This window comes from Chitinophaga sp. H8, assembly GCF_040567655.1.
Taxonomy (GTDB): domain Bacteria; phylum Bacteroidota; class Bacteroidia; order Chitinophagales; family Chitinophagaceae; genus Chitinophaga; species Chitinophaga defluvii.
This window is the reverse complement of record NZ_JBEXAC010000002.1, coordinates 2,711,321-2,725,506: the sequence shown is the minus strand read 5'-3', so window position 1 is coordinate 2,725,506 and position 14,186 is coordinate 2,711,321. Positions and strand designations below refer to the sequence as shown.

Here is a 14,186-nt window from a genome sequence, read left to right as displayed (position 1 = left end):
TACCTTACCATCAGTTTTCACCTCCGGCTAAGCTCCAAACTTGTAAAATAACGTTTTCCGGAATAACTTGCCCGTTTTTATATATTTCTGCACAAACAACTCCTCTTCTTCCACTCTTTTCTGTAAATCTGCGACCGACTTCTTCAGGGTGTTGATTTGCTGCTGAATATTCTTATCTGGTGTTTGCAGTCCATCCAACTCCTCCCTGGCCAGGGTTAGTCTGGTTGCCACCTCATCCACCATGGCCTTGATCTCATTATCAGGTTTGCCCGGCCTGAACTGCGCATTCTTGAATTCCACAAACTTATTAAAGAGCCCTACTCCTTCATTAAACAGGCTCCCTCCCTTGTTGTATTTGTCTATCACTACATTCTGCGTGGATACTTCCTTATTTTGCCGGGCTACCTGTTCATTGTACTGCGTAACCTGGATCATGTTCCGCGCATGTACCAGCTCATTCCCTATCAGCTGGTTGGTAACGCCAAAGCTTTCTATCCGCGCTATTTTATGCTGCATCTGCGCCATCAGCGACTGCCGGCTATATGCGTCCAGAGAATCTGTCAGGGAAAAAGCCGGTCTTTTACCGGCCTCGCTCCAGTTACTATCCCGGAATTCATCATGCCGTACCGGATGTGTGGACAACTGCCAGAGCGGGTCAAAAGAGATATGCGTTTTTACAAACACTTCCGGTTTCACCATAAAGTAGCTCCAGTTTAATTTGCGTACAAATTTTCCTGCCTGCAGATAACCTGCGCCCCAGGTGGGGTCCATCATATACCATTTATCTCCAAACTTTACCCCTACCCAGGCATGACTGGCATTACCCAGCTGACCATTTAACTGGGTATATCCTCCTATAAAATAAGCAGGAATGCCCCCTTTCCGGCACACTTCACTAAACAGGGCTGCATATCCCTGGCACACAGCTACTCTGGTCTGCAATGTTTTGGTGACCGCATCGGCCGTGTCTTTATAATAGTCAGGCTTATAGGTATTGATCACGTCATAGGCAATAGTATTAGCCATCCAATTATATAAAGCCCGGGTAAATGCTACAGGTTCCTGCGTATGCGCCAGCAGGTAATTGCTTAATTGGGTGGTATTCCCGGTTACGCTATCCGGGATAACAGGAATAGGCAGCGGTTGGTTGTTAGTGGTGGTAACGGGCCTGGTTCCCTGGGCCTGTACACAATAATTTGCCAGCAAGAGGAGTGGCAACAGGAAATAAATAGTACGCATAACTGATCAAAGCTGTAAAATAAAAAAAACCGGCTCAGCTGAACCGGTTTTCTGTTTTAATATTTTGCTAAACTTAGCTTAATTTTTCTACCTGCATGAAGTTCAGTTCTACAGGAGTAGCACGGCCAAAGATTTTCACGGTTACTTTCAGCTTCTTCTTATCTTCTATTACTTCTTCAATTACACCGTTAAAGTCATTGAACGGACCATCAATAATCTTAATGGTTTCGCCCACAATGAAAGGTTCGCTCATGGTCATGCCCTGATCACTCAGTTCATCCACCTTACCTAACATTTTATTCACTTCTGCCTTGCGGAGTGCAATGGGTTTATCTTTACCAAGAAAGTGAATCACACCGGATACGTTGCGGATAGCCTGAATTACTTCATCTGTCATTTTACCATCCACTGCTTCGATCATCACATAGCCGGGATAGAAGTTCTTTTCGCGCATTACTTTCTTACCAGCCTGCACTTTATACACTTTCTCTACTGGTAAAAAGATCTGGGAAATCACATTTCCCCAATCAGAACGGCGTACTTCAATATCCAGGTACTCCTTTACTTTTTTCTCTTTGCCACTCACTACGCGCAGCACATACCACTTTGTTTCCTGGGCAGGAATATTGGCTGCATCCATTATTTGAACATTTTATAGTATTCCGTTAAGGTTACATTTGAAAGGGCATCCATACCCCAAACAATGGCAGTGATGATGATGGTTGCTATCAAAACTATCATAGTAGAGGACTGGAGCTCCTGCCAGGTAGGCCAGGACACTTTGTGTACCAGTTCATGATAAGACTCGCGGAAGTAGTTTCTGATCTTATTCATTGTAATGAATTAACTGTTATTTGTAAATTGCTAATGGTTAATCGTTAGTAGTGTTTTCCAAATTTATGCAAACATACACTATTAACAATTAACCATTAGCTTTTAACTTAACACTAGCACGGGCGACAGGATTCGAACCCGTATCAAAGGTTTTGGAGACCTCTATTCTACCATTGAACTACGCCCGTGTTTATAAAAGCCATTAGCGGGCATTTATACTGTTAGCAAATCTACAAAGAAAAAAGCTAACTGCTAAAGGCGGATGCTAATGGCTTTTATTATTGCTAATTACTTGATTACTTCAGTAACCTGACCAGCACCTACGGTACGGCCACCTTCGCGGATAGCGAATTTCAGACCTTTTTCCATAGCGATTGGAGCGATCAGTTTTACAACCAGACCTACGTTATCACCAGGCATAACCATTTCAACACCAGCTGGTAATTCAACTTCACCGGTTACGTCAGTAGTACGGAAGTAGAACTGAGGACGGTATTTGTTGAAGAACGGAGTGTGACGGCCACCTTCATCTTTACCCAGTACGTATACTTCAGCTTTGAATTCAGTGTGCGGAGTGATAGTACCTGGCTGACAGATTACCATACCACGGCGAATCTGAGTTTTTTCAATACCGCGCAGTAACAGACCCGCGTTATCACCAGCTTCACCTTCGTCCAGTAATTTTTTGAACATTTCAACACCAGTACAAGTAGATTTCAGTGGTTCTTCGATCAGACCTACGATCTCAACGTTTTCACCTACTTTAATTCTACCGCGCTCGATACGACCTGTAGCAACAGTACCACGACCGGTGATAGAGAATACGTCTTCCACAGACATCAGGAACGGTTGATCAACCGGACGAGGAGGCAATGGAATGAAAGAATCTACAGATTCCATCAGTTGGTCGATTGCAGCCACCCATTTAGCATCACCTGCCAATGCGCCGGTTGCAGAACCCTGAATGATTGGAGTATTATCACCATCGAAACCGTTTTTAGATAACAGTTCGCGGATTTCCAGTTCTACCAGTTCCAGTAATTCTGGATCGTCTACCAGGTCAACTTTGTTCATGAAAACAACGATGCTAGGTACACCTACCTGGCGAGCCAGCAGGATGTGTTCTTTAGTTTGTGGCATAGGACCGTCTGTAGCGGCAACCACGAGGATAGCACCGTCCATCTGAGCAGCACCAGTGATCATGTTTTTCACATAATCCGCGTGACCAGGACAGTCAACGTGCGCATAGTGACGAGTAGCTGTTTGATACTCTACGTGAGCAGTATTGATAGTAATACCTCTTTCTTTTTCTTCCGGAGCCGCATCAATCTCGTCGTACCCTCTCTTCTCTGCAAGGCCCTTGTTTGCCAAGATAGTAGTAATGGCAGCGGTCAAGGTAGTTTTACCGTGATCCACGTGGCCGATGGTACCAATGTTTACGTGGGGTTTATCCCGCTTAAAGGTTTCTTTTGCCATTTTATTTTCTTTTTAGATGGTTTGTAAAGATTGTATTGATAGTTGTTTAAAACACGGTTTTACAAACTTGAACCGTTGATGAGAATTGAACTCATGTCCTTTGACCTGTCTTTCAGACCACTGCTCTCCCATTGAGCTACAACGCCTAGTTGATTTCAAAAATCTATGAGCTGTTGAAGAGAATTGAACTCTCGACCTCTTCCTTACCAAGGAAGTGCTCTACCCCTGAGCTACAACAGCTGATATAAAAATTAATAAACGAGCGGGAGACGAGGCTCGAACCCGCGACCTACAGCTTGGAAGGCTGTCGCTCTACCAACTGAGCTACTCCCGCTTATGAATATTTTTGGTAATTAAACTAAAGAACTGAATAAAAGCTGTTGTTCACAAATTAATAAAGCAACTTCCTGCTACACCTGCTGCTTTCAGCACCTTCTCCACTCAACAACTAAGTTCCGCCTTTGCAAAGGGCAAAAGCGGAACACGCCGTTTTGGTGGGCAGGATAGGATTCGAACCTATGAAGACGTAGTCAGCGGATTTACAGTCCGCCCCATTTGGCCGCTCTGGAACCTGCCCTTACAATCTCTGATTTTCGTTTATAAATCTCAATATTGCATAATGCATAACTGAAACTTCTAAAGCCAAAAATCTACCTGAGCCAGCAGAGGGATTCGAACCCCCGACCCACTGATTACAAATCAGTAGCTCTGGCCAACTGAGCTATGCTGGCATCTTTCAGGAGAATCTTACTCTCTGAATCGGAGCGCAAAAATAGTTGTTTTGATTAAATTTCAAAATGTTTTTTTCGCTTTTCTTCAGATTTATTTCCTCTGATCTAATCTGGCTTAAATGCCCTACAGTAAAGAACTTTACTACCTTCGCCGACCCTCTTTTTGAATCGGGATGGCAAAGGTAGTAAAGAGAAAATTAATTCCAAAATATTTTTAAAGATTTACTGAAAATTCTTCTCTTTTTGTCGTTTGATCTGGGTGACAAGAGAATCAAAAGCAAGGTCGAAGGACTCCTCAAAGGATTTGGACTCATGCTTTACAAAGAGGTCATGGCGGGGGATTCGCACTTTAATCTCGGCAATTTTGTCTTTTACCTGATGCGCTATATTATCCAACTTTAAAAAAACATCCACGCTGACGATGCGGTCATAAAAGGTGTTGAGCTTTTGAATTTTTTTGCTCACATGATCAATCAATTTTGCATCAGCATCGAAATGCACGGTTTGAATCTGAACGTTCATAGCACTATTTTTTAATATTTAACAATCTTAATTCTATCGTGTAACCTTAGAACATAGGCTGCATTTTTATGTGAAAGAACTGTTTTACTAATTTAATCACTTTTACCATCTTTTACCCATATAGGGTCAAAAATTTTGTTAAAGTTGCTATGCCTTGGGATGCGCTTGTTTATATACCTCTTTCAGTTTTTCAATCGTATTATGTGTATACACCTGTGTAGATGCCAGACTGCTATGCCCCAACAACTCCTTCACCGCATTCAGATCCGCTCCCTTGTTCATCAGATGGGTAGCAAAAGTATGCCGCAATATATGCGGACTCTTACGGCTGATCGTTGTGATCTGATGTTCAGTAAGATGATTCCTGACCACATCGTAAACATACTTTGGATACAATACCTTCCCGCTTACCGGATGCACCAGCAACACTCCCGGTGCCAGCTGAGCCAGCTCCCGCCTTTTAAACGCCATATAATCGCTGATACGCGCGCACAAATGCTGACTCACCGGAATGATCCTTTCTTTTCCCCCCTTTCCCAATACCTTGATAGTGAGATTGGCAATATCCACATGCCGCTCCTGCAAGGAAATTAATTCTGCAGAACGGATGCCCGTATTATAAAATATTTCGAATATGAGTTGGTGGGTCTGCCCTTTCAGGTCATCGGCAAAGATCTGCTGCCCGATGCCATCACTTTCTCCGGAGGCCAGTTTAGCATATTTAGGACTGCGGTTATCCCCCAGCGCTTCCATCCCTTTTTCGGCAATAAACTCCGGTAAGCGATGGCTTATCTGAGGTGCCGTCACTTTCGTCATGGGCGTTTGCAGGATCACGCCCTGCCGCACTGCATACTTGAAGAAAGATTTAAGGGTAGAAATTTTTCGGGTTACCGTTCTGGCATTTACCTGCTGTTCCATCAGCTGTGCCAGCCAGGAACGGACATGCTGATGCCGGATATCCTGTACAGATATCGCACCATAAGTGATTGCCAGAAAGTCAATGAATTGCCGGAGATCGTTGCTGTAAGCAATGAAGGTGTGCCCTGAGTACCGCTTTTCAAGCTGGATATAGGATAAGAATCTCCCGGATAATGTAGTTACATCTTCGCTCAACACAAAAAGATTGATGATTGTAAAGTTATTAAAAACCTTACAATCATCAAATATTTTCAGTGAGAATTAATCTAAATTAATCTTCAAATTTACCATTCGCCAATTGCTGACGGTAAACAGCCTTTAACACCTGATTACGGCGTTTAATAGACGGTTTGGTAAATGACTGACGCGTTCTCAGCTGCAACAAGATGCGAGCTTTTTCGAATTTCTTCTTATACTTCTTGAGCGCCTTGTCAATGTTTTCGCAATCTTTAGAATCGATTATTAACATAATGAAATACCTTATTAATTTTTAGGATGGCAAAGATACGGTTATTTTTAAAAAAATCAAATTAATTCACGTCATTAAATCCGAAATTAGCGGGTGAAAAAAGGAATTGCACATGTTTACAGGTATTATTGAAACATTAGGAGAGGTAATTAGTACCAGACAGGAAGGCAGTAACCTGGTGATTACCATCGGTGCCAGCCTGGCACCAGAATTAAAAGTAGATCAGAGTGTGGCACATAACGGAGTATGTCTGACGGTTACCAACATCTCAGCCAACACCTATGAAACGGTGGCCGTAGCGGAAACCCTGCAAAAGTCCAACCTCGGACAACTCACTCCGGGACAATACATTAACCTGGAAAGGGCCATGGTTTTTAACGGACGCATTGATGGCCACCTGGTGCAGGGACACGTGGATGGTGTAGGGGAATGTATCTCCAAAACAGCCCAGGATGGCAGCTGGGTATACCAGTTCAGGTATCCGGCCCAATTTGCAGCCCTGCTGGTGGAAAAAGGCTCTATTTGCCTGAACGGGATCAGCCTGACCATATTTAATGTTACCAACAGCGAATTCTCCGTTGCGATCATTCCATATACTTACCAGTTCACCAATATGCAATATCTGCAACCCGGCCAACAGGTAAACCTTGAATTTGATATCTTAGGGAAATATGTGGCCAGACAATTAGCTGTTAGCCTTTAGCTGTTAGCTTTTAGGGATTACGTTATGTTCCTAAAAGGTATGGCTATAGCGCACAGCTAATAACTGCCACTAAAACACAATGCTAAAAGCTAATAGCTAACAGCTAATAGCTTAAAAAACACAATGCTAACAGCTAATAGCTAAAAGCTTAAAAATATGTCCTTCTCCCAAACTTTCCAGACAGGCTTTCCGGTAATCATGGCGCCCATGTTCCTGGTGAGCAATGAGGCGATGATTAAAGCTGCTATGGACAATGAAATAGCGGGGACATTCCCTTCGCTTAACTTCCGTAAAGACGGCGAACTGAAGGCATTGCTGGAAAGGTTAAATGCCCACCGTGCACAACTGGGCAGCAAGCGGGGTAATTACGGGGTAAACCTGATCGTACAGAAAACCAATCCCTTATATGTAAAACACTTACAGGAATGTGTGCAGGCCCAGGTACCTTTCTATATTACCTCCCTGGGTAATCCCCGGGAAGTAATTGAGGCGGCGCACAGTTATGGGGCTAAGGTATTGTGCGATGTTACCAACCAGCTACATGCCGAAAAGGCGGCACAGGCAGGCTGTGATGGCTTTATTGCAGTGTGCGCAGGTGCTGGCGGCCATGCGGGCCCCTACCCTATGCATGTTTTGGTCCCGGCTTTGCAAAAGGCATATCCGGATAAGGTGGTGGTGGCAGCCGGCGGTATTGCTACTGGACAACAAATGGCCAGCGCCCTGATACTTGGGGCTTCGGGCGTATCTATCGGCACCCGGTTTATCGCCAGCCAGGAAGCTACAGTAAGCCAGGAGTACAAACAAGCCATCCTCGAATATGGAATGGATGATATTGTGCTTACAGAAAGACTTTCCGGTACACCCTGCAACATCATCAATACACCCGTTGCAAAGAAAATAGGGTATAAACAAAACTGGATGGAAAAAATGCTGAGCAAACACCATCGTACCCGTAAGTACTTTAAAATGCTGGTGCAACTGCGGGGCATGAAAAAGCTGGAACAAGCTATCCGCCCCGGGGCCTACCATCAGTTATGGAGCGCCGGACACAGCGTGGAAATGGTAGCGGACATCAGTACCATCCCTCAGATAGTAACCCGCCTGAAAGCTGAACTACAGGCAGAAATAACCAAAGTGCAGCATTGGCACTTCTGAAATTTCCTTTTAAAACAAAATTTAGAACAATATGACCTATACATCCGGCTTTTTAACAGCCCTGCTATTTACTACAGGGTGCTTTTTTACTGCCTGTCAGCCTAAAACCGCTCCTTCTGCTACTGCAAAGGATTGGAAACTGGTCTGGTCAGATGAATTTAACTACCAAGGCGCTCCGGATACCTCCAAATGGAGCTATAATACCGGGGGCCATGGATTTGGGAACAACGAACTGCAGTATTACACCCTTGCACGTCCGGAAAATGCTCGCGTGGAAAACGGCCACCTGATTATTGAAGCCCGCAAGGAAACCTGGGAAAACAGGGCTTATACTTCTGCCAAACTAATCACGAAGGGTAAAGGTGACTGGACCTACGGAAAGATCACCGTAAAAGCCAGATTACCTAAAGGTACCGGCACCTGGCCCGCTATCTGGATGCTGGCTTCTACCCCGGACCTAAAATGGCCCGATGATGGGGAAATTGATATCATGGAACATGTAGGATATGATGAAGGTAAAATTCATGCCTCTGTTCACACCAAAAAGTATAACCATGTGATCGGTACACAAAAAACAGCCACTACCCAGGTGCCCGATGCGACCACCGCCTTCCATGAGTATACTATTGAATGGACGCCGGAACAGCTCACCGCTTTTGTAGATGATAAACTTTACTTTACTTTTAATAACGACCATAGTGGTAAAGATGCCTGGCCATATGACAGCCCTTTTTACCTCATCCTCAACATTGCTGTAGGTGGCAACTGGGGCGGACAAAAAGGAGTAGATGACAGCATTTTCCCCCAGACCATGGAAGTGGATTATGTAAGGATCTACCAGAAGTAAAGTTGGAACGATTTTTTCATCACTACTGAAAACAACCACCATTGAAAGTATCTTTTCTGCTGGCAGCGCTGCTTTACACATTAAGCTCCTTTGGGCAAAAAGCAAGTATTGTACGGGTGCAGGCCTATTACGATTCTGCCTCAGTAGCAGAACTTTACAACCGGATACCGGTGGGTTTTCAGTTGATCTATTCAGATAGTACCACCCGGGAAACTACCGGATTTATGCAAGGTAACTACCGCTGGAGTAATATCCAGGCCAGTTCTCCGGATGGTACTATTCAAAACGGATACCTCACCTTTGACCGCGCCCATCTGCAACGGCAACATTACCAGATAAGGATAAAAGTAATACTCAAAGATGCAGGCCCCGTTCCTTTTGAAACCACACTCGTACTACCGCATGTTACCGGTATACGTTTCAATCATTACGCCGACAGCCTGAAGCGGGGCATCCGCTTTTACCTCAATGTAGAAGCGAAATTCAGCAGTGGCAAGATATTACCCCTGGATACCGCCAATATCTGGTTTGAAACATCTGCCGGAAAACTATTGGGACAAGACCTCCTGCTGGATCTGGGTGATACTACCCGGTTTGTTAAAGTGAGAGCACTGTATAAATATACGCCCCGCCTGGAACTGCAATCTGTAATCCCTGTAAAACAAGGCCCTGAAGATGAATCGAAGATCATCAATGATGTCAATGATCTCTACAATTCACGGCCCAAAAAACCAAAGCGCCGCAATTAAGTACGGCCGGATTATTCCGATTTCAAGCTCTTTACCGGGTTGGCTGTAGCTGCTCTGATAGCCTGAAAACCAATGCTCAACAGCGTAATCAATATAGCCAGTATTGCGGCCAGTAAAAATACCTCCCAATGGATATTGACCCGGTAAGCAAACCCCTCCAGCCATTTATTCATGACAAACCAAGCAATCGGTGAAGCTATCATAAAACCGGCAAGTACCAGTTTTAAAAAATCTTTGGACAACAATAGCACAATACCGGATACTGAAGCACCTAACACCTTCCGGATGCTTATTTCCTTGGTACGCTGCTCAGCAGCATAGGTAATCAATCCAAACACGCCCAGCGAAGCGATAAAGATGGCCAACACTGCTAGGGAAATAAAGATTTGTCCCGTTCTTTGCTCCGCCTGGTATAACCGGTTAAAATCATCATCCAGAAAAGAATACAAAAAGGGTTGTCCCGCCATGCCATCCTGAGCAGCATAAGTGTCTTTGATCTTTGCAATCAATGCCGTAATGTTTGCCGTCTTGACACGGAAAGCCATATTATTGCGATATTCACCTAAGCGGAATACCATAGGGCCGATTTTATTTCGCAGCGAACCGGAATTAAAATCTTTTACAATCCCAATGATTTTCTGCTGCTTATTATCCATGTTATTGTAGAGGTACCTCTCATTCAAATCTGAAACACCCAGCAAACGTGCAGCCGTTTCATTAAGAACCAAGGCATTGGTATCTGTAGGAAACTGTGATGAGAAATTCCTGCCTGCCGCCATTTTCATTCCCAGTGTTGGAAAATAATCTGTATCGATATACCATTCTCCCAGCGCCATTGTCAGGCCGCCACTGAAACTAGCATCTTTGGAATACACCCCGGTATTTTCAAACATCTTCGTAGGCAAAGAATTGGTCATCGTACCTGCTTCTACGCCAGGGAGTTGCAACACCTCCTGCTTAAATGTTTTGGCATGCACCCATAAAGACGCTGTATTTCTGAGGATTAATACCTGCTCCCGGTTATACCCTAACGTTTTATTGCGGATATAATTTAACTGATTGTAAATAACCAATGTACCTACAATCAATAAAATCGCAGCAGTAAACTGAAATACTACCAGACTGTTCCTGATCCATCCACCTTTAAATCCGGTTCTCAATTTGCCCTTTAACACTTTTACCGGTTCAAATGCAGCCAGGAAAAACGCCGGATAGCTCCCTGCCATCAAACCTACCACCAGGGCGGTTATTAATAAAACAGGTAATAACCACAAATCAGAGAATTGATCCAGCTGAATCTGCTTACCTGTTAATTCATTAAAGAATGGAAGTAATAATATGGCCATCATCACCGCAAGTAGCAGTGCGATAAAACTGGTCAGAAGGGATTCTGAGAGAAACTGAAATACCAGTCCGCTGCGTGGTGATCCCAACACCTTTCGCACGCCTACCTCTTTGGCCCGGCCTGCTGAACGGGCAGTAGAAAGATTCATAAAATTCACACAGGCAATCAACAAAATGATCGCCCCTACAGCCAGAAATATATACACATAGGTGATATTGCCCGAAGGCTCTGCTTCAGTGGTCAATGTGGAATGAAGATGAATATCCGTAAGTGGAATAGACCCATACCGGAAATGCCCTCCCTTTGCTTCCAGATCGCTCAGCGTAATACCAGTCACCTTCTTCAATTCACTTGCTATGTATTTTTTAATAGCCGCCTGATAATAACCATTGAGCATCGATACATCAACACCTGGACGTACCAGCAAATAAGTAACAAAATTATTACCCAGCCAGTTGTCTTCCCTGCTTTCTGCCATACTGGCCATTGACCGGATAAAATCAAAATGAATATGCGATTGAGCCGGTACATTCCTGATAACCCCGCTAATCTGATAAGGATAAATATTGTCTGTGAGCAGCGTCTTACCTACTACATCTGTACTGTTAAAATATTTAAGGGCTATCCGCTCGGAGATCACCATGGTGCCAGGACGGGTTAAAGCTGTTTTAGCATTTCCGGCCACCATGGGCAAGGTAAATACATCGAATAAGGAAGAATCCGCAAAACAGGCATTAGGCTCCGCCAATGTTTCATCCCCTTTCCTGATCAAAATATTCTCATGGGTTGACAGTCGTACATAATTTTCCACCTGGGGATTGTCCTGCATTAAAACACGGCCAAATTGTGCCGGTACCTGCCGTTCTTTAAACAGACTGCCATTTACACTAAAGTCCGCATTTATCCGGAAGATACGGTTCGCATGCACATTAAATTTATCATATCGCAGCTCATCCGTTACAAATAAAGCAATCAGCAAACAGGTAGCCAAACCCGTTGCCAACCCCAGTATAGTGATAGTAGAAAAACCTTTGTTCTTCCATAAATTACGAAACGCGATCTTAATATAGTTCTTAAACATAAACGGAACTTTCCAGCTTATCAGGATAATAATTCACGAATGCCCACCAACAAAATGCCAAACAAGCGCGTTACTTACTATCAAATTTATACATATATTATTTAAATTAACGTGTCCGGTTTTGAGCAGGAATCTGTCCAGTTTTACAACATAATTGCGTTCACAATGATCCCCATTAAGTAATATCAACTTTTCACATACATCATTTACATTCCCTCCAAACACTTTACCAACAAGCACTACAGCTTACAACTAATTGTTGTCATCAAAAATATTTACAACAATCCTATTGTAAACGCTTGGATTTATGATCTATTATACTACCTTTGCAGCCGGCAAGTCTTATACGACCAGCTCCTACTGAATCCCCCCAGGACAGGAATGTAGCAAGGGTAGGTGGTTGTAGCGGTGCGATGTAAGTAACTTGCCGATTTTTTTTCTTTTATATTAAGGTCATTAGCCACTCGTCAATAGTCATTTGGTTGCTATTTTCTCTCCTTTTACTAATGACTTGGTGCAATGAAAATCCAGGAACTTAATCTTCTTTTGCATAGTATGAAACAGCCTTACCTTCATCTCAACTCCACATTTAATGGCATTTTTATTGTGGGAAGTATGCAAGGCATGGATGTTCCATCCGGTAAATAACTAAATCAATCTTTTTCAGATGAAATTTTTTATAGATACAGCAAATCTTGCGCAGATACAGGAAGCCAATGATCTCGGTATCCTGGATGGTGTAACCACCAACCCTACTTTGATGGCCAAAGAAGGCATTAAAGGAGAAGCGAATATTATGAAACACTACGAAACTATCTGCGAACTGGTGGAAGGTGACGTAAGTGCGGAAGTGGTAACTACCGAATTCAAAACTATTGTTGAAGAAGGAAAGAAACTGGCAGCTATCCACCCTAATATCGTGGTAAAGGTGCCTATGATCAAAGATGGCGTAAAAGCAATCAAATGGTTTACTGACAATGGTATCAGAACTAACTGTACCCTGGTATTCTCTGCTGGTCAGGCGATCCTGGCTGCCAAAGCCGGAGCTACTTATGTATCTCCTTTCATCGGCCGTATTGACGACAGCAGCTGGGATGGTGTGGAGCTGATTGCACAAATTGCTCAGATCTACAGCATTCAGGGTTTCAAAACTGAAATACTGGCAGCTTCTATCCGGAATGCGCTGCATATCGTAAAATGTGCAGAAGCTGGTGCAGATGTATGTACCTGTCCTTTAGATTCTATACTGGGACTGTTAAAACACCCTTTAACAGATATTGGCCTGGCCAAGTTCCTGGAAGATGCAAAGAAAATGTAATTACAGTCATATTTTTTTAGATGGTGTATCCCCGGTGCAGTAATTGCGCCGGGGATTTTTTTTATAAACGCTTCTTATCAGGGTAACTCAATGACCCGGAGATTACGGAAGTGAATTTCTGCTCCTTCAGACTCCAGACAGAGATATCCTTTTCTAACAGTAGACTGGCTGATGCCGTTTACAAACTTACCATTTACAGAAAGTTTGATGGTACCATCCACACATACCACTTCATAAGTATTCCATTCTCCTTTTCCCTTACAACGATTCTCTATTGATTTACTACGCTCGCCCCTGGGATTATCCGGAATGGTTTTCACACCACCTACTCCGAAAAGTTCTCCATGTACATAAGCAATAGGTGGCTTCTTACCATTATCCATATTCAGGTTCACCCAGTCCAGTTCCAGCATTTGTACTTCTACCCCACCTGGCAGGCGGCCTTTTTCATCCGGCTTGGCATCACTCCATACAAAAACACCTGAATTGCCTCCTGGCTCCATATGCCGCCATTCTACATGCAGAATGAAATTCTCATACAGCTTTTCAGACCGCATTACACCAATAGGCTTACCGGAGCAGATCAACAGGTCTTTATTCTTTTTCCAGGTATCAGGGTCTGTATTCACATTGATCCAGTTAATGGGTGTTCCTTTTAACTTAGAACCAGCATTCACCTGATCTATTTTCAGTTCATTCCCGAATGCAATGGGCTTTGACTGGGCGTACGAAGTGAGCGAACAAATGATGCACACCTGTAGCACCATGACAACTTTTGCTAATGATTTCATGTTCAGTT

At 43.6% G+C, this 14,186-nt stretch carries 14 protein-coding genes, 6 tRNA genes and 1 other RNA gene; 6 read left to right on the top strand and 15 right to left on the bottom strand.

Annotation, left to right across the window (positions count from 1 at the left end; all coding sequences use genetic code 11):
- Positions 1-27: 27 nt before the first annotated feature.
- From ABR189_RS24820 to rpsU, 13 genes are all read right to left on the bottom strand, one after another.
- Positions 28-1,239, bottom strand: a complete 1,212-nt coding sequence (locus ABR189_RS24820; RefSeq protein ID WP_354663186.1) for a transglutaminase domain-containing protein — start codon at positions 1,237-1,239, stop codon at positions 28-30.
- Positions 1,240-1,312: 73 nt separating this feature from the next.
- Positions 1,313-1,879 carry a transcription termination/antitermination protein NusG gene (gene nusG / locus ABR189_RS24815; protein WP_354663185.1) on the bottom strand — a complete coding sequence of 189 codons (567 nt, stop codon included), beginning with the start codon at positions 1,877-1,879 and terminating at the stop codon, positions 1,313-1,315.
- Positions 1,879-2,073 carry a preprotein translocase subunit SecE gene (gene secE / locus ABR189_RS24810; protein WP_354663184.1) on the bottom strand — a complete coding sequence of 65 codons (195 nt, stop codon included), beginning with the start codon at positions 2,071-2,073 and terminating at the stop codon, positions 1,879-1,881. Before secE ends, nusG begins: the two co-directional genes overlap by 1 nt.
- A 117-nt stretch (positions 2,074-2,190) precedes the next feature.
- Positions 2,191-2,261: transfer RNA gene (locus ABR189_RS24805), tRNA-Trp, on the bottom strand.
- Between the two features lie 100 nt (positions 2,262-2,361).
- Complete coding sequence (tuf, locus tag ABR189_RS24800) at positions 2,362-3,549, bottom strand: elongation factor Tu (RefSeq protein ID WP_354663183.1); 1,188 nt, start codon at positions 3,547-3,549, stop codon at positions 2,362-2,364.
- Between the two features lie 70 nt (positions 3,550-3,619).
- Positions 3,620-3,695, bottom strand: a tRNA-Phe gene (locus tag ABR189_RS24795).
- A gap of 22 nt (positions 3,696-3,717) precedes the next feature.
- Positions 3,718-3,789 (bottom strand) — tRNA-Thr (locus ABR189_RS24790).
- A 21-nt stretch (positions 3,790-3,810) separates the two neighbouring features.
- A tRNA-Gly gene (locus ABR189_RS24785) sits at positions 3,811-3,883 on the bottom strand.
- Between the two features lie 158 nt (positions 3,884-4,041).
- A tRNA-Tyr gene (locus ABR189_RS24780) sits at positions 4,042-4,126 on the bottom strand.
- A gap of 80 nt (positions 4,127-4,206) precedes the next feature.
- A tRNA-Thr gene (locus ABR189_RS24775) sits at positions 4,207-4,280 on the bottom strand.
- Between the two features lie 222 nt (positions 4,281-4,502).
- The gene (locus ABR189_RS24770) at positions 4,503-4,802 is read right to left on the bottom strand and encodes an HPF/RaiA family ribosome-associated protein (protein WP_354663182.1); all 300 of its coding nucleotides are present in this window, start codon (positions 4,800-4,802) and stop codon (positions 4,503-4,505) included.
- 147 nt (positions 4,803-4,949) lie between these two features.
- Entirely contained in the window at positions 4,950-5,915 is a 966-nt protein-coding gene (locus ABR189_RS24765) for a tyrosine-type recombinase/integrase (protein ID WP_354663181.1), read from the bottom strand.
- 76 nt (positions 5,916-5,991) lie between these two features.
- The gene (gene rpsU / locus ABR189_RS24760) at positions 5,992-6,189 is read right to left on the bottom strand and encodes a 30S ribosomal protein S21 (RefSeq protein ID WP_354663180.1); all 198 of its coding nucleotides are present in this window, start codon (positions 6,187-6,189) and stop codon (positions 5,992-5,994) included.
- A gap of 112 nt (positions 6,190-6,301) precedes the next feature.
- Between rpsU and ABR189_RS24755 the strand changes: the two genes are divergently transcribed.
- The 4 genes from ABR189_RS24755 to ABR189_RS24740 all read left to right on the top strand — a co-directional run bounded on the left by ABR189_RS24755 (position 6,302) and on the right by ABR189_RS24740 (position 9,643).
- The gene (locus tag ABR189_RS24755; RefSeq protein ID WP_354663179.1) at positions 6,302-6,892 is read left to right on the top strand and encodes a riboflavin synthase; all 591 of its coding nucleotides are present in this window, start codon (positions 6,302-6,304) and stop codon (positions 6,890-6,892) included.
- Positions 6,893-7,048: 156 nt separating this feature from the next.
- Positions 7,049-8,047, top strand: coding sequence for an NAD(P)H-dependent flavin oxidoreductase (locus tag ABR189_RS24750; RefSeq protein WP_354663178.1), 999 nt, complete (start codon positions 7,049-7,051; stop codon positions 8,045-8,047).
- 31 nt (positions 8,048-8,078) lie between these two features.
- Positions 8,079-8,894: a glycoside hydrolase family 16 protein gene (locus ABR189_RS24745; protein WP_354663177.1), complete on the top strand. Its 816-nt coding sequence runs from the start codon at positions 8,079-8,081 to the stop codon at positions 8,892-8,894.
- A 41-nt stretch (positions 8,895-8,935) separates the two neighbouring features.
- Complete coding sequence (locus ABR189_RS24740) at positions 8,936-9,643, top strand: hypothetical protein (protein WP_354663176.1); 708 nt, start codon at positions 8,936-8,938, stop codon at positions 9,641-9,643.
- 11 nt (positions 9,644-9,654) lie between these two features.
- Here ABR189_RS24740 and ABR189_RS24735 read toward each other — a convergent pair whose 3' ends face one another.
- Positions 9,655-12,069, bottom strand: a complete 2,415-nt coding sequence (locus tag ABR189_RS24735) for an ABC transporter permease (RefSeq protein ID WP_354663175.1) — start codon at positions 12,067-12,069, stop codon at positions 9,655-9,657.
- Positions 12,070-12,402: 333 nt separating this feature from the next.
- Between ABR189_RS24735 and ffs the strand changes: the two genes are divergently transcribed.
- Positions 12,403-12,502: signal recognition particle sRNA small type (ffs, locus tag ABR189_RS24730), an RNA gene on the top strand.
- Between the two features lie 234 nt (positions 12,503-12,736).
- The gene (fsa, locus tag ABR189_RS24725) at positions 12,737-13,387 is read left to right on the top strand and encodes a fructose-6-phosphate aldolase (protein WP_354663174.1); all 651 of its coding nucleotides are present in this window, start codon (positions 12,737-12,739) and stop codon (positions 13,385-13,387) included.
- Positions 13,388-13,464: 77 nt separating this feature from the next.
- Here fsa and ABR189_RS24720 read toward each other — a convergent pair whose 3' ends face one another.
- A complete protein-coding gene (locus ABR189_RS24720; protein ID WP_354663173.1) occupies positions 13,465-14,178 on the bottom strand; it encodes a 3-keto-disaccharide hydrolase in 714 nt (237 codons plus the stop codon).
- Positions 14,179-14,186: the final 8 nt, after the last annotated feature.

Coding starts and splice junctions, on each gene's coding strand:
- ABR189_RS24755 (WP_354663179.1), top strand. CDS start 6,302: ATGTTTACAGGTATTATTGAAACATTAGGAGAGGTAATTAGTACCAGA.
- rpsU (WP_354663180.1), bottom strand. CDS start 6,189: ATGTTAATAATCGATTCTAAAGATTGCGAAAACATTGACAAGGCGCTC.
- ABR189_RS24770 (WP_354663182.1), bottom strand. CDS start 4,802: ATGAACGTTCAGATTCAAACCGTGCATTTCGATGCTGATGCAAAATTG.
- ABR189_RS24720 (WP_354663173.1), bottom strand. CDS start 14,178: ATGAAATCATTAGCAAAAGTTGTCATGGTGCTACAGGTGTGCATCATT.
- ABR189_RS24750 (WP_354663178.1), top strand. CDS start 7,049: ATGTCCTTCTCCCAAACTTTCCAGACAGGCTTTCCGGTAATCATGGCG.
- ABR189_RS24745 (WP_354663177.1), top strand. CDS start 8,079: ATGACCTATACATCCGGCTTTTTAACAGCCCTGCTATTTACTACAGGG.
- fsa (WP_354663174.1), top strand. CDS start 12,737: ATGAAATTTTTTATAGATACAGCAAATCTTGCGCAGATACAGGAAGCC.
- secE (WP_354663184.1), bottom strand. CDS start 2,073: ATGAATAAGATCAGAAACTACTTCCGCGAGTCTTATCATGAACTGGTA.
- tuf (WP_354663183.1), bottom strand. CDS start 3,549: ATGGCAAAAGAAACCTTTAAGCGGGATAAACCCCACGTAAACATTGGT.
- nusG (WP_354663185.1), bottom strand. CDS start 1,879: ATGGATGCAGCCAATATTCCTGCCCAGGAAACAAAGTGGTATGTGCTG.
- ABR189_RS24735 (WP_354663175.1), bottom strand. CDS start 12,069: ATGTTTAAGAACTATATTAAGATCGCGTTTCGTAATTTATGGAAGAAC.
- ABR189_RS24820 (WP_354663186.1), bottom strand. CDS start 1,239: ATGCGTACTATTTATTTCCTGTTGCCACTCCTCTTGCTGGCAAATTAT.